General features: G+C 35.8%; 16 protein-coding genes and 1 other annotated feature. Of the genes, 14 read left to right on the top strand and 2 right to left on the bottom strand.

Translation table 11 applies throughout. From position 1 onward, the window contains the following. The first annotated feature begins 323 nt into the window (after positions 1 to 323). Positions 324 to 475 (top strand) — a sequence feature (ribosomal protein L10 leader region). A 38-nt stretch (positions 476 to 513) separates the two neighbouring features. From rplJ to tuf, 10 genes are all read left to right on the top strand, one after another. Further along, on the top strand, positions 514 to 1014 hold the full coding sequence (rplJ, locus tag SBL15_RS03290) for a 50S ribosomal protein L10 (protein WP_011276721.1): 501 nt from the start codon (positions 514 to 516) through the stop codon (positions 1012 to 1014). A gap of 40 nt (positions 1015 to 1054) precedes the next feature. Continuing rightward, entirely contained in the window at positions 1055 to 1423 is a 369-nt protein-coding gene (gene rplL / locus SBL15_RS03285; protein WP_011276720.1) for a 50S ribosomal protein L7/L12, read from the top strand. A 172-nt stretch (positions 1424 to 1595) separates the two neighbouring features. Beyond that, complete coding sequence (locus SBL15_RS03280) at positions 1596 to 2204, top strand: class I SAM-dependent methyltransferase (protein ID WP_107612224.1); 609 nt, start codon at positions 1596 to 1598, stop codon at positions 2202 to 2204. 206 nt (positions 2205 to 2410) lie between these two features. Then, a complete protein-coding gene (rpoB, locus tag SBL15_RS03275; RefSeq protein WP_037552082.1) occupies positions 2411 to 5962 on the top strand; it encodes a DNA-directed RNA polymerase subunit beta in 3552 nt (1183 codons plus the stop codon). A 198-nt stretch (positions 5963 to 6160) separates the two neighbouring features. Next, positions 6161 to 9754, top strand: a complete 3594-nt coding sequence (gene rpoC, locus SBL15_RS03270) for a DNA-directed RNA polymerase subunit beta' (protein WP_160380553.1) — start codon at positions 6161 to 6163, stop codon at positions 9752 to 9754. Positions 9755 to 9951: 197 nt separating this feature from the next. After that, a complete protein-coding gene (locus SBL15_RS03265; protein ID WP_011276716.1) occupies positions 9952 to 10212 on the top strand; it encodes a ribosomal L7Ae/L30e/S12e/Gadd45 family protein in 261 nt (86 codons plus the stop codon). 89 nt (positions 10213 to 10301) lie between these two features. Next, positions 10302 to 10715 carry a 30S ribosomal protein S12 gene (gene rpsL / locus SBL15_RS03260; RefSeq protein ID WP_016931318.1) on the top strand — a complete coding sequence of 138 codons (414 nt, stop codon included), beginning with the start codon at positions 10302 to 10304 and terminating at the stop codon, positions 10713 to 10715. A gap of 70 nt (positions 10716 to 10785) precedes the next feature. Continuing rightward, positions 10786 to 11256, top strand: a complete 471-nt coding sequence (rpsG, locus tag SBL15_RS03255) for a 30S ribosomal protein S7 (RefSeq protein ID WP_001137495.1) — start codon at positions 10786 to 10788, stop codon at positions 11254 to 11256. Positions 11257 to 11377: 121 nt separating this feature from the next. Further along, positions 11378 to 13459, top strand: a complete 2082-nt coding sequence (gene fusA / locus SBL15_RS03250) for an elongation factor G (protein ID WP_053017877.1) — start codon at positions 11378 to 11380, stop codon at positions 13457 to 13459. A 204-nt stretch (positions 13460 to 13663) separates the two neighbouring features. Then, positions 13664 to 14848, top strand: coding sequence for an elongation factor Tu (tuf, locus tag SBL15_RS03245; RefSeq protein ID WP_011276713.1), 1185 nt, complete (start codon positions 13664 to 13666; stop codon positions 14846 to 14848). Between the two features lie 205 nt (positions 14849 to 15053). Here tuf and SBL15_RS03240 read toward each other — a convergent pair whose 3' ends face one another. After that, entirely contained in the window at positions 15054 to 16220 is a 1167-nt protein-coding gene (locus SBL15_RS03240) for a M20 family metallopeptidase (RefSeq protein ID WP_107612221.1), read from the bottom strand. A gap of 235 nt (positions 16221 to 16455) precedes the next feature. Here SBL15_RS03240 and SBL15_RS03235 point away from each other — a divergent pair, with 235 nt between their 5' ends. The 4 genes from SBL15_RS03235 (at position 16456) to SBL15_RS03220 (ending at position 20100) form a co-directional block, all read left to right on the top strand. Then, positions 16456 to 17646 (top strand): glycine C-acetyltransferase, encoded by a 1191-nt coding sequence (locus SBL15_RS03235; RefSeq protein WP_107612220.1) that lies wholly within the window; start codon positions 16456 to 16458, stop codon positions 17644 to 17646. A 212-nt stretch (positions 17647 to 17858) separates the two neighbouring features. Then, positions 17859 to 18365, top strand: coding sequence for a GNAT family N-acetyltransferase (locus SBL15_RS03230; RefSeq protein ID WP_107612219.1), 507 nt, complete (start codon positions 17859 to 17861; stop codon positions 18363 to 18365). Positions 18366 to 18376: 11 nt separating this feature from the next. Next, positions 18377 to 18796 (top strand): NUDIX hydrolase, encoded by a 420-nt coding sequence (locus tag SBL15_RS03225; protein ID WP_053017867.1) that lies wholly within the window; start codon positions 18377 to 18379, stop codon positions 18794 to 18796. A gap of 344 nt (positions 18797 to 19140) precedes the next feature. Then, entirely contained in the window at positions 19141 to 20100 is a 960-nt protein-coding gene (locus SBL15_RS03220; protein WP_033079550.1) for an ornithine cyclodeaminase family protein, read from the top strand. A gap of 198 nt (positions 20101 to 20298) precedes the next feature. Here SBL15_RS03220 and SBL15_RS03215 read toward each other — a convergent pair whose 3' ends face one another. Beyond that, positions 20299 to 23202 (bottom strand): 5'-nucleotidase C-terminal domain-containing protein, encoded by a 2904-nt coding sequence (locus SBL15_RS03215; RefSeq protein ID WP_119472296.1) that lies wholly within the window; start codon positions 23200 to 23202, stop codon positions 20299 to 20301. Positions 23203 to 23313: the final 111 nt, after the last annotated feature.

Here is a 23313-nt window from a genome sequence, read left to right as displayed (position 1 = left end):
ACAAAAAAAGAGATTAAACAACCTAAGGTTGCTTAATCTCAATATTTGGACTCATCAGTCCGATTTGACGTAGAGCCTTAATTATAGAACCTGTGACTTTTCGAATGTCACAGGTTATTTTTATGTATATACAGAAATAAATTTTGTGTGAACATGATGCAATCTATAAATGGAATTTATTTATTCCGAGCATATTGAAGTCTATGTCTTCATATATGATGGCGAAGAAACGAGTAGTCGATAGAGAAGTAATAACTTTATTTCATTTTATAGTAAAAAAATTGAAAAAGTGATTGACTTATTACAATAATGAGGTTATATTATTTATTGTGATTATTTTACCTAAGACAGTAGGAGTTATAGTATAACTTAAAAATTATCCTGCCGAGGCTAAAATTGACTTGAACGTGTGATCATAAAAATGATCTTTCAAGCGCTTTTTGCCGTGGGTAGAAAGTGCTTTTTTTATTGAGAAATTTAAAAAGCACCAAAAATAAAAATGGAGGTGTCTGAATGTCTGCTATTATCGAAGCTAAAAAACAACAAGTTGATGTTATTGCTGAACAACTTAAAAATTCAGTTTCAACTGTTATCGTTGACTACCGTGGCTTAACAGTTGCAGAAGTAACAGAACTACGTTCACAATTACGTGAAGCTGGTGTTGAGTATAAAGTTTACAAAAACACTATGGTTCGTCGTGCAGCTGAACAAGCAGGTATCGAAGGCTTAGATGAATTCTTAACAGGTCCTACAGCTGTTGCAACTTCAACTGAAGATGTAGTAGCACCAGCGAAAGTTATCGCAGGATTTGCTAAAGAACACGAAGCTTTAGAAATCAAAACAGGCGTTATGGAAGGTAGCGTTATTTCAGCAGAAGAAGTTAAAACTGTTGGTTCATTACCTTCACACGATGGTCTTGTTTCTATGCTTTTATCAGTATTACAAGCTCCAGTACGCAACTTCGCTTATGCGGTTAAAGCTGTTGGAGAACAAAAAGAAGAAAGCGCTGAATAATTGCGCATAAAAAAATTAAAATAATTGGAGGAAATATAAAATGGCTAATCAAGAACAAATCATTGAAGCAATTAAAGAAATGTCAGTATTAGAATTAAACGATTTAGTAAAAGCAATTGAAGAAGAATTTGGTGTAACAGCAGCAGCTCCTGTAGCAGCAGCTGGTGCAGCTGGTGGCGGAGACGCAGCAGCAGAAAAAACTGAATTTGACGTTGAGTTAACTTCAGCTGGATCTTCAAAAATCAAAGTTGTTAAAGCAGTTAAAGAAGCAACTGGCTTAGGCTTAAAAGATGCTAAAGAATTAGTAGATAACGCTCCTAAAGTAATCAAAGAAGGCGTTGCTAAAGAAGAAGCTGAAAAACTTAAAGAACAATTAGAAGAAGTTGGAGCTACTGTAGAATTAAAATAATTCTAGTATCTTAACTTAATATCGAAGGTTATGTGTTTTTAATGTATTAATAATACATTATCAGAACTAACCCGAATTCTTTGAGAAATTAAAACCCCGTTATCACGATAACGGGGTTTTTACTTCATTTTCTAGTAAAATAAAGATGAACAATGAAAAAAGAGGTGACGTTATGGGACACTATTATGATGAAAATCCAGATGTACAAAGTGATGAAAGAGTCATTCAATATCATTATCATTCCCATCAATTAAATTTAACTACAGATGCAGGTGTGTTCTCAAAAGCACAAGTAGATTTTGGATCAGACACGTTAGTACAAACATTTTTAAACGAGCATCCTCCTGGACCAAGTAAGACGATTGCTGATGTCGGATGCGGGTATGGTCCGATAGGATTAATGATTGCAAAAGTTTCGCCACATCATCAAATTACTATGGTTGATGTGAATCATCGTGCGTTAAATCTTGCTGAAAAGAATAAAAAAGCAAATCAAATTGATAACGTCATTATTAAAGAAAGTGATGGTTTATCACAACTAAAGGATAGTCATTTTGATTTTGTACTAACCAATCCTCCCATTAGAGCTGGCAAAGAAGTTGTTCATCGTATTTTTGAAGAAGCATATCAACAGTTAAATTCACAAGGTGAGTTGTACGTTGTGATTCAAAAGAAACAAGGTATGCCTTCTGCTAAAAAGAAAATGGAAGAAATTTTCAATAATGTCGAAGTTGTTAACAAGAATAAAGGATACTATATATTGAAAAGCCGAAAAGGTTGATTTAAAAGTTGTATTCTGATATAGTTATAAAATGTAAAAATTTATGTTCAATAAGTGTGTACTTTTACGCGAAAAGAGTACGATAAACAAGAATAAATGTAGAATCGAAAATGGTGTCATCAACTGTGTTGCCGTTTTCTTTTTGTCTTGTTATACGATTTTTACGCGTATTGGTTCATCACACAATATTTGAGGGGTGAATCTGTTTGGCAGGTCAAGTTGTCCAATATGGAAGACATCGTAAACGTAGAAATTATGCGAGAATTTCAGAAGTATTAGAATTACCAAACTTAATAGAAATTCAAACTAAATCTTACGACTGGTTCCTAAAAGAAGGTTTATTAGAAATGTTCCGTGATATTTCTCCAATTGAAGATTTCACAGGTAACCTTTCTTTAGAGTTTGTAGATTATCGATTAGGTGAACCAAAATATGATTTAGAAGAATCAAAAAACCGTGACGCTACTTATGCTGCACCTCTTCGTGTTAAAGTACGTCTAATAATCAAAGAAACTGGCGAAGTTAAAGAACAAGAAGTATTTATGGGTGACTTCCCATTAATGACAGATACAGGTACATTCGTAATCAATGGTGCAGAACGTGTAATCGTGTCTCAATTAGTACGTTCACCATCCGTTTATTTCAATGAAAAAATTGACAAAAACGGTCGTGAAAACTATGATGCGACAATTATCCCTAACCGTGGTGCATGGTTAGAATATGAAACAGATGCTAAAGATGTAGTTTATGTACGTATTGATAGAACACGTAAATTACCATTAACAGTATTATTACGTGCTTTAGGCTTCTCAAATGATCAAGAAATTATTGATTTATTAGGAGACAGTGAATATTTACGTAATACGCTTGAAAAAGATGGCACTGAAAATACTGAGCAAGCATTATTAGAAATATACGAACGTTTACGTCCTGGTGAGCCACCAACAGTTGAAAATGCGAAAAGTTTACTTTATTCACGCTTTTTCGACCCTAAACGTTATGATTTAGCAAGTGTTGGTCGTTACAAAGCTAATAAAAAATTACACTTAAAACACCGCTTATTTAACCAAAAATTAGCAGAACCAATCGTTAATAGTGAAACTGGTGAAATTGTTGCCGAAGAAGGTACAGTTTTAGACCGTCGTAAATTAGACGAAATTATGGAAGTTTTAGAAACAAATGCTAATAGTGAAGTGTTTGAATTAGAAGGTACAGTTATTGATGAACCTGTTGAGATTCAATCAATCAAAGTTTACGTACCAAATGATGAAGAAGGTCGTACGACTACTGTAATCGGTAATGCGTTACCAGATTCAGAAGTTAAATGTATTACACCAGCAGATATCATTGCTTCAATGAGTTATTTCTTTAACTTGTTAAATGGCATTGGTTACACAGACGATATTGACCACTTAGGAAACCGTCGTTTACGTTCAGTTGGTGAATTATTACAAAACCAATTCCGTATCGGTTTATCAAGAATGGAACGTGTTGTACGTGAAAGAATGTCAATTCAAGATACAGACTCTATCACACCACAACAATTAATTAATATCCGTCCAGTTATTGCGTCAATTAAAGAGTTCTTCGGTAGCTCTCAATTATCACAATTCATGGACCAAGCTAACCCATTAGCTGAGTTAACACATAAACGTCGTCTTTCTGCATTAGGACCTGGTGGTTTAACACGTGAACGTGCTCAAATGGAAGTACGTGACGTTCACTACTCTCACTATGGTCGTATGTGTCCAATCGAGACTCCAGAGGGACCAAACATTGGTTTGATTAACTCATTATCAAGTTATGCACGTGTGAATGAATTTGGTTTCATTGAAACACCATATCGTAAAGTAGACTTAGACACTAACTCTATTACAGATCAAATCGACTACTTAACAGCTGATGAAGAAGATAGCTATGTAGTTGCTCAAGCGAACTCTCGCTTAGATGAAAATGGTCGTTTCTTAGATGATGAAGTCGTATGTCGTTTCCGTGGTAATAACACAGTTATGGCTAAAGAGAAAATGGACTACATGGACGTATCTCCTAAACAAGTAGTTTCAGCTGCGACAGCATGTATTCCTTTCCTTGAAAATGATGACTCTAACCGTGCATTAATGGGTGCAAACATGCAACGTCAAGCAGTACCATTGATGAACACAGAAGCACCATTTGTTGGTACAGGTATGGAACATGTTGCTGCACGTGACTCAGGTGCTGCAATTACAGCTAAATATAGAGGTCGCGTTGAACATGTTGAATCTAAAGAAATCTTAGTTCGTCGTTTAGTAGAAGAAAACGGTACTGAACATGAAGGTGAATTAGATCGTTATCCATTAGCTAAATTCAAACGTTCAAACACTGGTACTTGTTACAACCAACGTCCAATTGTTTCAGTTGGCGATGTCGTTGAATATAATGAAATTTTAGCTGACGGACCATCAATGGAATTAGGTGAAATGGCATTAGGTCGTAACGTTGTCGTTGGTTTCATGACTTGGGACGGTTACAACTATGAGGATGCTGTTATTATGAGTGAACGTCTAGTTAAAGATGACGTTTATACTTCAATTCATATTGAAGAGTATGAATCAGAAGCTCGTGATACTAAACTAGGACCTGAAGAAATCACTCGTGATATTCCAAATGTTTCAGAAAATGCACTTAAAAACTTAGATGATCGTGGTATTGTCTACGTTGGTGCTGAAGTTAAAGACGGTGACATCTTAGTAGGTAAAGTAACGCCTAAAGGTGTGACTGAATTAACAGCTGAAGAAAGATTATTACACGCTATCTTCGGTGAAAAAGCACGTGAAGTACGTGATACATCATTACGTGTACCTCACGGAGCTGGTGGTATCGTTCTAGATGTTAAAGTATTTAACCGTGAAGAAGGCGATGATACTTTATCTCCAGGCGTTAACCAATTAGTACGTGTATACATCGTACAAAAACGTAAAATCCATGTTGGGGACAAAATGTGTGGTCGTCATGGTAACAAAGGGGTTATCTCTAAGATTGTACCTGAAGAAGATATGCCTTACTTACCAGATGGACGTCCAATTGACATCATGTTAAACCCACTTGGTGTACCATCTCGTATGAACATCGGACAAGTATTAGAATTACACTTAGGTATGGCTGCTAAAAACTTAGGCATCCATGTTGCATCTCCAGTATTCGATGGTGCGAACGATGATGATGTATGGTCAACAATCGAAGAAGCAGGTATGGCTCGTGACGGTAAAACAGTCTTATACGATGGTAGAACTGGTGAACCATTCGATAATCGTATTTCTGTTGGTGTTATGTACATGCTTAAACTTGCACACATGGTTGACGATAAATTACACGCTCGTTCAACTGGTCCATACTCACTAGTTACACAACAACCGCTTGGTGGTAAAGCACAATTCGGTGGACAACGTTTCGGTGAGATGGAGGTATGGGCACTAGAAGCATATGGTGCTGCTTACACATTACAAGAAATCTTAACTTATAAATCTGACGATACAGTAGGACGTGTTAAAACATACGAAGCTATCGTTAAAGGTGAAAACATCTCTAGACCAAGTGTTCCAGAATCATTCCGCGTATTGATGAAAGAATTACAAAGTTTAGGTTTAGATGTCAAAGTTATGGATGAACAAGATAATGAAATCGAAATGGCTGATGTTGATGATGAAGATGCAACTGAGCGCAAAGTAGATTTACAACAAAAAGATGTTCCTGAAACTCAAAAAGAAACTACTGACTAATTAGAATTTGAAGTTATAAAAAAGTAAGGGATTAGAAACTCAGTTCGATTTAAATTAAAAATAAGCTAATCGTGCTGATTTCTTCCCTATAATCATATGACTTGTTTTAGTTTCAATAGATGTAAATCAATCAAATAGCACAGCTAATCTAAATTGAAGGAGGTAGGCTCCTTGATTGATGTAAATAATTTCCATTATATGAAAATCGGTTTAGCCTCACCTGAAAAAATCCGTTCATGGTCATACGGTGAAGTAAAAAAACCAGAAACAATCAACTATCGTACATTGAAACCAGAAAAAGATGGTCTTTTCTGTGAAAGAATTTTTGGACCTACAAAAGACTGGGAATGTAGTTGTGGTAAGTACAAACGTGTACGCTACAAAGGCATGGTTTGTGACAGATGTGGTGTAGAAGTAACTAAATCTAAAGTACGTCGTGAAAGAATGGGACACATTGAATTAGCAGCTCCAGTTTCACATATTTGGTATTTTAAAGGTATTCCAAGTCGTATGGGTCTTTTATTAGACATGTCTCCTAGAGCATTAGAAGAAGTTATTTATTTCGCTTCATATGTTGTAGTAGATCCAGGTCCAACAGGCTTAGAGAAAAAATCATTATTATCTGAAGCTGAATTCAGAGAATATTACGATAAATACCCAGGTCAATTTGTAGCTAAAATGGGTGCTGAAGGTATTAAAGACCTATTAGAAGAAATTAACTTAGACGAAGAATTAAAATCATTGCGTGACGAATTAGAATCTGCAACTGGTCAAAGATTGACACGTGCGATTAAACGTTTAGAAGTTGTTGAATCATTCAGAAACTCTGGTAATAATCCAGCGTGGATGATTTTAGACGTACTTCCAATTATTCCACCTGAAATCCGTCCAATGGTTCAGTTAGATGGTGGACGTTTCGCAACAAGTGATTTAAATGATTTATACCGTCGTGTGATTAACCGTAATAATCGTTTAAAACGTTTATTAGACTTAGGTGCTCCTGGCATCATCGTTCAAAACGAAAAACGTATGTTGCAAGAAGCAGTTGATGCTTTAATCGATAACGGTCGTCGTGGTCGTCCAGTTACTGGTCCAGGTAACAGACCATTGAAATCACTTTCACATATGTTGAAAGGTAAACAAGGTCGTTTCCGTCAAAACTTACTTGGTAAACGTGTTGACTATTCAGGTCGTTCAGTTATCGCTGTTGGTCCAAGCTTAAAAATGTATCAATGTGGATTACCTAAAGAAATGGCGCTTGAATTGTTCAAGCCATTCGTAATGAAGGAATTAGTTCAACGTGAAATTGCTACTAACATCAAAAATGCTAAAAGTAAGATTGAGCGTATGGACGATGAAGTATGGGACGTATTGGAAGATGTAATCAGAGAACACCCTGTATTACTTAACCGTGCACCTACTCTTCACAGATTAGGTATCCAAGCATTCGAACCTACATTAGTTGAAGGTCGTGCTATCCGTCTACACCCACTTGTAACAACAGCTTACAACGCGGACTTTGACGGTGACCAAATGGCCGTTCACGTTCCTTTATCTAAAGAAGCACAAGCTGAAGCACGTATGTTAATGTTAGCTGCTCAAAACATCTTGAACCCTAAAGACGGTAAACCTGTCGTAACACCATCACAAGATATGGTATTAGGTAACTATTACCTAACATTAGAACGTAAAGATGCAGTGAACACTGGTACTATCTTTAATGATACAAACGAAGTGCTTAAAGCTTATGCAAATGGCTATGTTCATTTACACACTCGTATTGGTGTACATGCGAAATCATTTAACAACCCTACATTCACAGAAGCTCAAAACAACAAAATTTTAGCTACTTCAGTAGGTAAAGTGATTTTCAATGAAATCATTCCTGATTCATTCGCATTCATCAATGAACCTAGTCAAACAAATCTTGAAGGTAAAACACCTGACAAATACTTTATTGATTCAACTCAATTGGGTGAAGGTGGACTTAAAGCATACTTTGAAGAACAAGAACTTATTGAACCATTCAATAAAAAATTCTTAGGTAATATTATTGCCGAAGTCTTCAATAGATTCAGTATCACTGATACATCTATGATGCTTGACCGTATGAAAGATTTAGGTTTCAAATTCTCATCTAAAGCTGGTATCACTGTTGGTGTAGCAGATATTGTTGTACTTCCAGATAAACAAGACATTTTAGATGAGCACGAAAAATTAGTAGAACGTGTATCTAAACAATTTAATCGTGGTTTAATTACTGAAGATGAACGTTATAATGCCGTTGTTGAAATTTGGACAGATGCCAAAGATCAAATTCAAGGCGAATTAATGCAATCTCTTGAGAAAACAAACCCAATCTTCATGATGAGTGATTCTGGTGCACGTGGTAACGCATCTAACTTTACACAATTAGCTGGTATGCGTGGTTTAATGGCCGCACCATCAGGTAAAATTATTGAGTTACCAATCACATCTTCATTCCGTGAAGGTTTAACAGTGTTAGAATACTTCATCTCTACACACGGTGCGCGTAAAGGTCTTGCCGATACAGCCCTTAAAACAGCTGACTCTGGTTACCTTACTCGTCGTCTTGTTGACGTTGCTCAAGACGTTATTGTTCGTGAAGAAGACTGTGGCACAGACCGCGGCTTACTAGTTTCTGATATCAAAGAAGGTACAGAAATGATCGAACCATTCATCGAACGTATTGAAGGACGTTATTCTAAAGAAACAATTCGTCATCCTGAAACTGATGAAATCATCATCCGTCCAGACGAATTAATCACTGCTGAAATCGCTAAGAAAATCACTGATGCCGGTATTGAACAAATGTACATCCGCTCAGCATTTACATGTAACACACGTCACGGTGTTTGTGAAAAATGTTACGGTAAAAACCTTGCTACTGGTGAAAAAGTTGAAGTGGGTGAAGCAGTTGGTACAATCGCTGCTCAATCAATCGGTGAACCTGGTACCCAACTTACAATGCGTACATTCCATACAGGTGGTGTAGCAGGAAGCGATATCACTCAAGGTCTTCCACGTATCCAAGAGATCTTTGAAGCACGTAATCCAAAAGGTCAAGCTGTGATTACTGAAATCGAAGGTGTCGTTGAAGATATTAAATTAGCAAAAGATCGCCAACAAGAAATTGTTGTTAAAGGTGCTAATGAAACAAGATCTTACTTAGCTTCAGGTACTTCTAGATTAAAAGTAGAAGTCGGTCAATCAGTTGAACGTGGTGAAGTATTAACTGAAGGTTCAATCGAACCTAAGAACTTCCTAGCTGTTGCTGGTTTAAATGCGACTGAAAGCTACTTACTTAAAGAAGTTCAAAAAGTTTATCGTATGCAAGGTGTAGAAATTGACGATAAACACGTTGAAGTAATGGTAAGACAAATGTTACGTAAAGTTAGAATCATCGAAGCTGGTGATACTAAGTTATTACCTGGTTCATTGGTTGACATTCATAGCTTTACAGATGCAAACAGAGAAGCGTTTAAAGAACGTAAACGTCCAGCAACTGCTAAACCAGTATTGCTTGGTATTACAAAAGCTTCTCTTGAAACTGAAAGCTTCTTATCAGCAGCATCATTCCAAGAAACAACTCGTGTACTTACAGATGCAGCAATCAAAGGTAAACGCGACGACTTACTTGGACTTAAAGAAAACGTTATTATTGGTAAGTTAATTCCAGCTGGTACTGGTATGAGACGCTATAGTGACGTTAAATATGATAAAGCTGAAACACCAGTTACTGAAACTGAAGAAGCAGAAATCATTGAGTAATTAATGAAATAAAACTAAATTCATATTTATTTCAATATTGACGAGACGGGACTTATCAATCTTTTGAGACGATAGTCTCGTTCTCGTTCTTTATTTTTTATAATTAGTAAAAAGTCTGCAAAATATGTTGACTTAATGCTGATTTAAGTGTTATTATTGTAAAGGTTGATGCAAGCAGAACTTTGGAGGATATTTTAATGTCTAATGAAAAAGTTGCACGCTTTAACAAACAACACTATGTAGTTGGTCTTAAAGAAACGCTTAAAGCGTTAAATAGAGATCAAGTTGCATCTTTGATTATTGCTCAAGACGTTGAGGTACATTTGTTAGCTCGCGTATTTAGTTTAATCAATCATAAAAATATACCTATTACTTATTTTCAAAGCAAGCATGCTTTAGGTAGTTATGTAGGTATTAACGTTAATGCGACTATTGTTGCGTTATTGAATGAGAATTAGTAAGTATATTGCTTACTAAATTTTATTTAACCTAAAAATGAACCACCTGGATGTGTGGAATTAAAAAGTGAAGAGAGGAGGACATTTCAATGCCAACTATTAACCAATTAGTACGTAAACCTAGACAAAGCAAATCTAAAAAATCAGATTCACCAGCTTTAAACAGAGGTTTTAATAGTAAAAAGAAACAATTTACTAACTTAAATTCACCTCAAAAACGTGGTGTTTGTACTCGTGTAGGTACTATGACACCTAAAAAACCTAACTCAGCGTTACGTAAATATGCACGTGTGCGTTTATCAAATAATATTGAAATCAACGCATACATCCCTGGTATCGGCCATAACTTACAAGAACACAGTGTAGTACTTGTACGTGGTGGACGTGTAAAAGACTTACCTGGTGTGCGTTACCACATCGTACGTGGTGCACTTGATACTTCAGGTGTTGATGGACGTAGACAAGGCCGTTCATTATACGGAACTAAAAAACCTAAAAATTAAGTTTAAGATTGTGTAAATTTTAATTTCAATTTTTAATAATATACTATAATAGGAAGGGAGGATTTTAATTATGCCTCGTAAAGGATCAGTACCTAAAAGAGACGTATTACCAGATCCAATTCATAACTCTAAATTAGTTACAAAATTGATCAACAAAATCATGTTAGATGGTAAACGCGGAACAGCACAAAGAATTCTTTATTCAGCATTTGACCTTGTAGAACAACGCAGTGGTCGTGATGCTTTAGAAGTATTTGAAGAAGCAATTAACAACATTATGCCAGTATTAGAAGTAAAAGCTCGTCGTGTGGGTGGTTCAAACTACCAAGTACCAGTTGAGGTTCGCCCAGAACGTCGTACTACTCTAGGATTACGTTGGTTAGTTAACTACGCTCGTCTTCGTGGTGAAAAAACTATGGAAGATCGTTTAGCTAACGAAATCTTAGATGCTGCTAATAATACAGGTGGTGCCGTTAAGAAACGTGAGGACACTCACAAAATGGCTGAAGCGAACAAAGCATTCGCTCACTACCGCTGGTAAGATTAAAGCTTTAACCCTGAGTGTGTTCCGTCACATTGGTTTACCAAATAAGATGGCTCATGCTTAGGGCATCGCCATATTCAATAGTACTTATTCAGTAATTACTGGAAGGAGAAAAACAATGGCTAGAGACTTTTCTTTGAAAAACACTCGTAACATCGGTATCATGGCTCACATTGATGCTGGTAAAACAACTACGACTGAACGTATTCTTTACTATACAGGTCGTATCCACAAAATTGGTGAAACACACGAAGGTGCTTCACAAATGGACTGGATGGAACAAGAACAAGACCGTGGTATTACAATCACATCAGCTGCTACAACAGCTCAATGGGATGGCCACCGTGTAAACATTATCGATACTCCAGGACACGTAGACTTCACTGTTGAGGTTGAACGTTCTTTACGTGTACTTGATGGTGCGGTTACTGTACTTGATGCTCAATCAGGTGTAGAACCTCAAACTGAAACAGTTTGGCGTCAAGCTACAACTTATGGTGTACCTCGTATCGTATTCGTAAACAAAATGGATAAATTAGGCGCTAACTTCGACTATTCTGTAAGTACATTACATGATCGTTTAGATGCTAACGCTGCACCTATCCAATTACCAATTGGTGCCGAAGACGAATTTGAAGCTATCATCGACTTAGTAGAAATGAAATGCTTCAAATATACTAATGACTTAGGCACTGAAATTGACGAAATTGAAATTCCTGAAGATCACAAAGAAAGAGCAGAAGAAGCTCGTTCTAATTTAATCGAAGCAGTTGCAGAAACTAACGATGAATTAATGGAAAAATATCTTGGTGATGAAGAAATTTCAGTAGCAGAATTGAAAGATGCAATTCGTCAAGCAACTACTGACGTAGAATTCTACCCAGTACTTTGCGGTACAGCATTCAAAAACAAAGGTGTTCAATTAATGCTTAACGCAGTAATTGACTACTTACCATCACCTTTAGATGTTAAACCAATCGTAGGCCATCGTGCTGAAAATCCTGAAGAAGAAGTAATTGCTAAACCAGACGACTCAGCTGAATTCGCTGCATTAGCATTCAAAGTTATGACTGACCCTTATGTTGGTAAATTAACTTTCTTCCGTGTATATTCAGGTACTTTAACATCAGGTTCTTACATTAAGAACTCAACTAAAGACAAACGTGAACGTGTAGGTCGTTTATTACAAATGCACGCTAATTCACGTCAAGAAATCGACACTGTTTACTCAGGCGATATCGCTGCTGCAGTTGGTCTTAAAGATACAGGTACTGGTGACACATTATGTGGTGAAAAGAATGACATTATCTTAGAATCAATGGAATTCCCTGAACCAGTTATCCACTTATCAGTAGAACCAAAATCTAAAGCTGACCAAGATAAAATGACTCAAGCTTTAGTTAAATTACAAGAAGAAGACCCTACTTTCCATGCACACACTGATGAAGAAACTGGACAAGTTATCATTGGTGGTATGGGTGAGTTACACTTAGACATCTTAGTTGACCGTATGAAGAAAGAATTCAACGTTGAATGTAATGTAGGTGCGCCAATGGTTTCATATCGTGAAACATTCAAGCAATCTGCACAAGTTCAAGGTAAATTCTCTCGTCAATCTGGTGGTCGTGGTCAATACGGTGATGTTCACATTGAATTCACACCAAACGAAACTGGCGCAGGTTTCGAATTCGAAAACGCTATCGTTGGTGGTGTAGTTCCTCGTGAATACATTCCATCAGTTGAAGCTGGACTTAAAGATGCTATGGAAAACGGTGTATTAGCTGGTTATCCATTAATCGATGTTAAAGCAAAATTATTTGATGGTTCATACCATGATGTCGATTCATCTGAAATGGCCTTCAAAATTGCTGCATCATTAGCACTTAAAGAAGCTGCTAAAAAATGTGATCCAGTTATCTTAGAACCAATGATGAAAGTAACAATCGAAATGCCTGAAGAATACATGGGTGATATCATGGGTGACGTAACAGCTCGTCGTGGACGTGTTGATGGTATGGAACCTCGTGGTAATGCACAAGTTGTTAACGCTTATGTACCACTTTCAGAAATGTTCGGTTACGCAACTTCATTACGTTCTAACACTCAAGGTCGCGGTACTTACACTATGTACTTCGATCACTATGCAGAAGTTCCAAAATCAATTGCTGATGATATCATCAAAAAAAATAAAGGTGAATAATTAAACTTGTTTTAGCTAGAATTTCTAGGTAAAATACAGCGTAAGCTTATTAATTAAGCGAACATCTTTATGAATTGATTTTTTACTGAAAATGCATTATAAATGAATTATGAATTCTAACAATCATTATGTCTCATGATGGTGAGAAACTATCATGAGAGATAATATTGAAATAACTTTTACTAGAATAGGAGAGATTTAATAATGGCAAAAGAAAAATTTGATCGCTCAAAAGAACATGCCAATATTGGTACTATCGGTCACGTTGACCATGGTAAAACTACTTTAACAGCTGCTATCGCAACTGTATTAGCTAAAAATGGTGACACTGTAGCACAATCATATGACATGATTGACAACGCTCCAGAAGAAAAAGAACGTGGTATCACAATCAATACTGCACACATCGAGTATCAAACTGACAAACGTCACTATGCTCACGTTGACTGCCCAGGACACGCTGACTATGTTAAAAACATGATCACTGGTGCTGCTCAAATGGACGGCGGTATCTTAGTAGTATCTGCTGCTGACGGTCCAATGCCACAAACTCGTGAACACATTCTTTTATCACGTAACGTTGGTGTACCAGCATTAGTAGTATTCTTAAACAAAGTTGACATGGTTGACGATGAAGAATTATTAGAATTAGTTGAAATGGAAGTACGTGACTTATTATCTGAATACGACTTCCCAGGTGACGATGTACCTGTAATCGCTGGTTCAGCATTAAAAGCTTTAGAAGGCGATGCTCAATACGAAGAAAAAATCTTAGAATTAATGCAAGCAGTTGATGATTACATTCCAACTCCAGAACGTGATTCTGACAAACCATTCATGATGCCAGTTGAGGACGTATTCTCAATCACTGGTCGTGGTACTGTTGCTACAGGCCGTGTTGAACGTGGTCAAATCAAAGTTGGTGAAGAAGTTGAAATCATTGGTATCCATGACACTTCTAAAACAACTGTTACTGGTGTAGAAATGTTCCGTAAATTATTAGACTACGCTGAAGCTGGTGACAACATCGGTGCATTATTACGTGGTGTTGCTCGTGAAGACGTACAACGTGGTCAAGTATTAGCTGCTCCAGGTTCAATCACACCTCACACAAAATTTAAAGCAGACGTATACGTTTTATCTAAAGACGAAGGTGGACGTCACACTCCATTCTTCACAAACTATCGTCCACAATTCTATTTCCGTACTACTGACGTAACTGGTGTTGTTAACTTACCAGAAGGTACAGAAATGGTTATGCCTGGCGACAACGTTGAAATGACAGTAGAATTAATCGCTCCTATCGCGATTGAAGACGGTACTCGTTTCTCAATCCGTGAAGGTGGACGTACTGTAGGATCAGGCGTTGTAACTGAAATCATCGAATAATTTTAATTATTCCATATTTCTAAATGAGACTCCCTATTGGGAGTCTTTTTTATTTTTGTAAATGTCATATTTACATTTTAATCTCATTTCTAGTTTTCAGATTATGCTTTTTCAATCTCATCTTAATAATAATAGAAAATGCCTATGATCAACTCAATGTAAGAGTAATCATAGGCATACAGAATCTAAATAAATTTATTCAATTTTAAAATACTTGTTCAATTTCTAAAATTTTTAAAAACTCACTAGCCGCATACTTAAATGCAGACTCATCGATGTCAAAGTGAGGGTTATGATGTGGCGCTGTTATGCCTTTGTCTGGATTGCCACACCCAGTTAAGAAAAACGCACCTGGACGTACTTTTAAATAGTGAGAGAAATCCTCACCAATCATCATTAATTCAGATTCATTAAAACGCAAATGTAAGTCATTCGCCGCTTGTTTAACAACTTCATATGCATTTACATGGTTATGTACAGGTAAATAACCACGAATGTATTCCAAGTCATAAGTTATGTCGTTTGCTAACGCAAGTCCTTGTAATAACTTATCCATTTTATTGTGTATATGAGTTTGAAGTTCTGTGTCGAATGTTCGCACAGTTCCTTTACAAAAAGCACTATCAGGAATAACACTATCCGATGATCCCGCTTGAACCATACCGAAAGTGAGTACGGCTTCTTTTACAGGATCAATTGTTCTAGAGATGATCTTTTGTGCACTCAGGATAAACTCTGCCATAATGACAATAGGATCAATGGTTTCATGTGGCTTAGCACCATGTCCACCTTTGCCTTTAATTGTAACTGAGAATTCATCTGGTGACGCCATAATAGCACCAGGTCTTGAAAATATTGTACCAGTACGATAACCACTCCATAAATGTGTACCATAAATTTTGTCTACACCATTTAAGCAACCATCATCAATCATTTCTTGAGAACCACCAGGCATAATTTCCTCACCATATTGGAAGATAAAGACCACATTTCCTTTTAGTAAATGACGGTGTTCATGCACAATTTCAGCGACACCCAATAAGATTGCTGTATGTCCGTCATGACCACATGCATGCATTAAGCCATCATTTTTAGATTTATAGGGTACATCGTTAAGTTCTTGTACCGGCAAAGCATCAAAGTCAGCGCGAAAGGCCACAGTAGGGCCATTTTCTTTGCCTTTAAACGTTGCTTTAATACCATTACGCCCAATAGGTGATTCGATCTCGCAATCAAGATGACTAAGCTGATTTAGAATATAATTATGCGTCCAAGTTTCCTCGAAAGAAGGTTCAGGATATTGATGCATATATCGGCGCATCTGTATCATTCTATTTTCCTTATTACTGGCTAATTGAAACCAATCTAACACATTAACCACTTCTTCCTAATTATTATGAATTTTAGTATATCAAATTCTAATACAACTCAATAGTTTAATTATTTATTTTTTGAAAAATGAAGTAAAAATTACATGTTGTATGAACAGTTGTACATGAGGTGAAGAATATGCAATATATTGAATTTACTGGAATGATAGTGCTTTCATGTTGAAGGAAAATCAGTTATGATTATGTTGATATAAAAAATACAAAGGGGATATGAATATGGTTCAATCACTACACAATTTTTTAGAAGAAAATATTCAATATTTAAAAGATAATGGATTATATAACGAAATCGATTCTATCGAAGGTGCTAATGGTCCAGAAATCACAATCAATGGGAAACAATATATTAACTTATCATCAAACAACTACTTAGGACTAGCGACAAATGAAGATTTAAAATCTGCAGCTAAACATGCTATCGATTCACACGGTGTTGGTGCTGGTGCTGTACGTTCAATCAACGGTACATTAGATCTACACGATGAATTAGAAGAGACTTTAGCTAAATTCAAAGGTACTGAAGCAGCTATCGCTTATCAATCAGGTTTCAACTGTAACATGGCAGCTATTTCAGCAGTAATGAACAAAAACGATGCGATTCTTTCAGATGAATTAAACCATGCTTCAATTATTGATGGTTGTCGTCTATCTAAAGCTAAAATCATCCGTGTTAACCACTCTGATATGGATGACTTAAGAGCTAAAGCAAAAGAAGCTGTAGAATCTGGTCAATATAATAAAGTAATGTACATTACTGATGGTGTATTCAGTATGGATGGAGACGTTGCTAAATTACCAGAAATCGTTGAAATTGCTGAAGAATTCGGTTTAATTACTTATGTTGATGATGCACATGGTTCAGGCGTTATGGGTAAAGGTGCAGGTACGGTTAAACATTTTGGCCTACAAGATAAAATTGATTTCCAAATCGGTACACTTTCTAAAGCTATCGGTGTAGTTGGCGGTTATGTAGCAGGAACTAAAGAATTAATTGATTGGTTAAAAGCTCAATCACGTCCATTCTTATTCTCAACTTCTTTAGCACCTGGAGATACCAAAGCAATTACAGAAGCTGTGAAAAAATTAATGGCTTCTACTGAAATACACGATCAATTATGGGATAACGCCAAATATTTAAAAGATGGCTTAGAAAAACTTGGATTCAATACTGGTGAATCAGAAACACCAATTACACCAGTTATTATTGGTGATGAAAAAGAAACTCAAGAATTTAGTAAACGTCTTAAAGATGAAGGCGTATATGTAAAATCTATCGTATTCCCAACAGTACCTCGTGGTACAGGTCGTGTAAGAAACATGCCTACAGCAGCACATACAAAAGAAATGTTAGATAAAGCAATTGCTGCTTATGAAAAAGTCGGTAAAGAATTAGGTACTATTAAATAATTTAAAATAGAAGATAGAATTTTTAGACTGGGATGATATTCATTGTCCTAGTCTTTTTATTGTGACAAAAAGTTGATTTTGAAATTTATGCTTTGTTTTTATGTGAGGAACAGATTAGTATTTTGGTAAAATTGATTTATAACGAATAATTTTAAAATATGAAGTGACAAACTAAAACAATATTAGCTTATAGTGCAGAAGGAGGGATACTCGTGTTACGTTTAAGACAATTGAGTTATGCAGATAAAGATGCTTTAAAGAAGTACCTCCAAGAATGGTATGCGAATGATGAATCAATAGTGCCTTCAAACACTGACATGTCAAGGTATGAATCATTTGAGAGTATGGTAGACCATCTAAACAGTACTGAAGTTGATGATGACTGGGTACCGACAACAACATTATTTTGCTTCGAGGATGAGATGATTGTTGGTGCAGTCGATATCCGTCATTACTTGAATCAACGCTTAGTAAACATAGGTGGTCATGTAGGTTACGGAGTGTGTAAGTCACGTAGAGGACAAGGTATTGCTTCGTTGATGCTACAAGAGGCTAAAGCTTTTCTAAAAGAAATAGGCGTAGATAAAGTGTTAATGACTACAAATCCTAAAAACGTTGCCTCTCAAAAAGTGATCAAACATAGTGGTGGTTATGAAATTGAATCTTACGTTAAAAAGAATGGAAATTTGGTCAGTCGATTTGAAATTCCTAATGATTGAAGGTTAGATGAATGAAGGATTTAAAAGTAGTATATGCATTGATACAAAATGAAGAGGGGAACGTGTTATTAGTTCATAATACGGATGATGGCGGATGGTCATTACCAGGTGGCAAAGTTGAATACGGTGAAACTTTAGTTGAAGCGCTAAAGCGTGAAGTTAGAGAAGAAACAGGATTATTAGTTGAAGTTAATGACATAGTAAGTGTTAATGAGGGTAAATCGACACAGATGAATGTTCATACACTTTTTTTCATGTTCAAAGCACAGGTTCAGGATTATACAACAGACATACAAATGAAAGATGAAATTTCGACATTAGGTTGGTTCTCGATTCCAGAAGCTGATGAAAAGTTAATCTATTATCATCATAGTTTGAATGCGTTTTTAAATAATAAGGCTACTTATTATGATGAGGGTTTGGTGGATTGAAATGTGAAAAAAAGATGAGAAAAATTTAAAAGATTAATGAATAAAGCAAATTAGAGTGGCACAACGATTTCGTCGTGCCACTCTAGGCGTCAAAAGTTTATAAATAGTTTCATAATAAGCATGAAATCTCAAGGCTACACTTCTGTGCAAGCCTTTTATTTATAGTGATAAGATAGCACCAATAACATATAAGCACAATACTAAATTAATACTTTAATCAAATTAACTTAACATATACATATTTTTGAAATAATTGTATTGATAATGCCATTTAACAATGACAATTTGGTGTTTTGACGGGTAAAAGATAAATAGATATTAAATATAAAGTGGAGGTATCAGACATGTTAGTTTTGAATGAACAAGACCAGCAATCATTATTAGACATGAAAGAAGTCATTGATGAAGTTGCGAATTCATTAAAGGCATTTTCAGAAGGGAAGACAGACACACCGTTAAGGTATGTCTTACCGTTTAATGAAGGTAATAGATATTTAGTTATGCCAGCATTATCTGATGATCTTAAAGTGGTTGGTATTAAAACAGTTACATTTGCGCCAGATAATCCTAAAAAAGGCAAAAAGACAATTACAGGATCAGTGTTATTAAGTGATTATGAAACTGGGGAAACATTAGCTGTATTAGATGGCAGTTATTTAACTAAGATTCGTACAGGTGCTATCTCTGGAGTAGCAACTAAATACTTAGCACGTGAAGATGCTAAAACACTATGTGTTATTGGTTCTGGTGATCAAGCACAAGGGCTAATTGCTGCAGTAATGGCAGTTAGACATATCGATACAATTCACTTTTCAAGTCGTACTAAGGAAAATGCAGAACGTTTAGCTCAAGAAGTAGCTAATAATTATAATGTATCGACAAAAGTCTTTGAAGAAGCGGATGATGCGATGGAAGAGGCTGACGTTGTTGTAACTGCGACAAATTCTAATCATCCGGTATATTCACATTCATTACATCCCGGCGTTCATTTAAACGCAGTAGGCTCATTCAAACCAGATATGCAGGAATTACCGTCAGAGTCTATGTTAGTAGCTAATAAAATTGTTGTTGAGTCAGTAGAAGCTGCGATGGAAGAAACTGGCGATTTAAAGGTACCTCAAGAAGAAGGAATTATAACGAAAGATTCATTACATGGTGAACTAGGGGACATCGTAGCCGGTAAAGTTTCAGGGCGTGAAGATGATAAGGAGGTAACGCTATTTAAATCAGTAGGGTTAGCAATTGTAGATATCGTTGTTGCTAATTATTTCTATAAAAAAGCAGTAGCAAATAAAGAAGTATAATGCTGAAGTAGTTTTAATATTGTAAGGAAATTGCAAGTGTAAGTATGTAATTTTAAATTAATAGACTGCCGGGCCACTAAAAATTAAAGTATTCACATTAAATAACTTACTGTGAGTACCTACACTTTTTGAAAATTATGAAGAAACCGTGTAAATGACATATTGTTAATTGTCATCTACACGGTTTTAAATTTGTAATTATGCTGATTTTTTACGAGTTCGAATGTAAATTAATCCTGTTCCTGTTACTACTAATATAATAGCGATGCCATGTTCTAAACTATTATCTTTCATACCTGCATTTGGTAATGATGTGATTGCGTCATGTTGTTGTGTAAACATAAGATTTGAATTTTTAGAAGTATTACTATTAATAGTTATTAGTGTCTCATTATAAAAATTATCTTTAGGATTTACTTGAACTGGGAATTTAATGCCATCTTTACAATGTTGTGAATGACTTGCATTACCAGTCAATTGGTCTCGTGTTCCTTTGTTGTTATTAGAAATAATCACTAAGTTTGAAGTAGGGTGATATTTGATTGCATTTCCTTTTATGTTGTTAGTATGCATCTTGTCGGTAGTGCTTGGAATGACAAGATTATCATCAGTGCTATTATGAGTTTGATTATTGTTAGCTGGGATTTCAATTACGTTGTTATTATCTTTTTGATGGTCTTTATTAGGGAATTCAATGACATTATCTTTATTAGAAGAATCAGCTTGTTTATCCTCTATAGTATTGTCATCATTATCATTAATATGACCAGTATTGTCTTTGTTATCATTGTTTGAATCTGGTGTTTGTTGTTGGCCATCTTGTCCATTAGTTGAATGATTATTATCATTATCTTCTTTACCAGTATTTGGTTGTTCATTACTTTCCGGTAGACCATTAATGATACGTACAGGTTCTTCGGTATTGTATTGATTTAAATCTGTATTCTTAATATATTGAGCGACAACTGCATCTAAAGAAATGCCTTCCTCACGTTGTCCACCAAACATATCATAGCCATCTCCTTGATTAGCTGTGAAGTCATTGGTAGTTACATAGTAAGTACGGTTAGGATCTAAATCTTCATATTCTCCATTCTCTTTATTCAGTACCTTGATGGCATTAATGCGTTGGCCAGATGCTTTATTGATATCATAATACACTCTGAGTGAGTCAGATACTTGTAAGAATCCTCCATTTGCACCTAAGACTTTCTTACCGTCTTGAGTTTCAGTATCAGCACTTAAACTGTGTTCAAATGCCTTTTCAACATCTGAACCCTTCACTTGAATTTGAGAAATTAAATTACCGAATGGTAACACTGTTATGATGTCGTTTTCAGTAACCTCACCTTTTTCAATTGAAGCTCGAATACCACCACCGTTAGTGATTGCGAAATCAGGTTGATGTGAGAAGTTCTTAGAGGCATATGCTTCCATAGCATCTGTAATAAGGTTACCTAAGTTTGTTTCTTGTGTGCGCGCTTGAGCACGTTCACCATTTAACGTCACTGTATTATTAGGTATAACAACTGTTGACGTTTCTTTTAAGAAGTCGTCATTTGCCTTTTTAGTTTGTGCATCAATTTGTGAGTCAGGTGTGATATCTTTAGCGTCCGCTACATTGATTAATGATGCTTTGATATCAGACGCTTTTTGATTTTGAAAAGTAAAATCCACATGTCCTACATTTGCTAGTGCAGTACCAGTTTGAGCGAGTAGATTATTAGTCCCATAATGTTCACCGTTATCAATCACGGTATGTGAGTGACCATCTAATACGAAGATAGGTTTTTTAAATGAACCGTCTTTCGTAAGTTGATCAATTAAATAATCACCACGCCAAGTTTTTTGGGTCGATTTATCTACACCTAAGTGCGATAAGATAACGAATACATCGACATTGTTTTTAATTTCATTCATGGCTTGTTTGACACTAGTTAATGGATCTTTAAATTCAACACCTTCAACAGCAGTAGGCGACGTTTTAGTTTTTGTTTCAGGTGTCGTGACACCTACAATACCATAGCGGACATTGTTTTTAGTTACTGTAGTTGAAGGATCAAATACGCGTTTACCATTTTTGTAGATATTAGAAGAAACAATAGGGAAGTTTAATTGTTTCTGCAATTTAAGTAATTGGTCATAACCAAAGTCAAATTCATGGTTTCCGACAGTCATTGCATTATAGCCAACACTATTCATAGCTTTAGCCATTTCTTCTCCCTTTGAATTGTTAGAAACAGGTAAACCTTGAAAAGCATCTCCTGAATCCACCATTAAATCCGGATTATATTTGTCTTTAAGACCTTTTACTTTAGCCATACCGATGACTCTTCCATCATCCTCTACAAATCGGCCATGTATATCATTTGTATGTAAAATTGTATGTTTATTTGTGTTGTCAGAAGTTGTTGCCATTCTTTTGTTGACAGTCACATGTTGAGATTTCGATGCTGCTTGTTCTGATGTAGTATTGCTATTTTTAAACACTTGCTTTGAAGCAGGTGTAGATTGTTGTGATTCAGGAACATTACGCTTTTGCTGTTGTTGAGTTGATTCTTGAGGTGTTTGTTTAACTTTAGTGGAAGTAGATTCTTTTGTAGTTTCTACTTGCGTAGACTTGCTTTGATCCGACGTCGAAGGAGAAGGTTTCATCTCCGTATCATGGGATTGCGATGTATTATTTTCATTCGAAGTTGATTCAGACGATGCTTTTTCTTGTGAAGATGTATTATTTTCGTTTGTAGTAGGTTCAGGTTTAGCTTTTTCTTGTGAAAATGCAGAACCTTGAGATGAATTATTATGCTTCTCTGAAGTAGTGTTTTGTGTTGTAGACGTTTCAACATTAAGATGTGAAGTTGTTTCAGACGAAGGTGTGGCTTGGTCATTATGTGAAACGTTGTTTGACTCAAGGGATAAAGGTTTATTAGTAGATTCAATGTTAGCTGATGATGCTTCTTTTGAAGCCGATTGTGGTACTTCTGCGGTAGCTGTTGTGTTAGTAGCTTGTGTTGCCTGAGATTCAGCAGCATAAGAGGTACCAGTGGTGATACCAAATACGATAAAACATAAAACTAAAAGTGGAATAAGATATTGCTTCATATTTGCCTCCTTTATTAGATGAAATTTACATTCTCATATTAGCATAAGTCGCAAAGCCTTAAGCTTACTCATTAAATTATTTACAATAATTTTAAAAACAATTAATAAATA

This window comes from Staphylococcus sp. NWU MKU2, assembly GCF_033283605.1.
Classification (GTDB): Bacteria; Bacillota; Bacilli; order Staphylococcales; family Staphylococcaceae; genus Staphylococcus; species Staphylococcus haemolyticus.
This window is presented reverse-complemented; position numbering and strand designations above follow the sequence as displayed.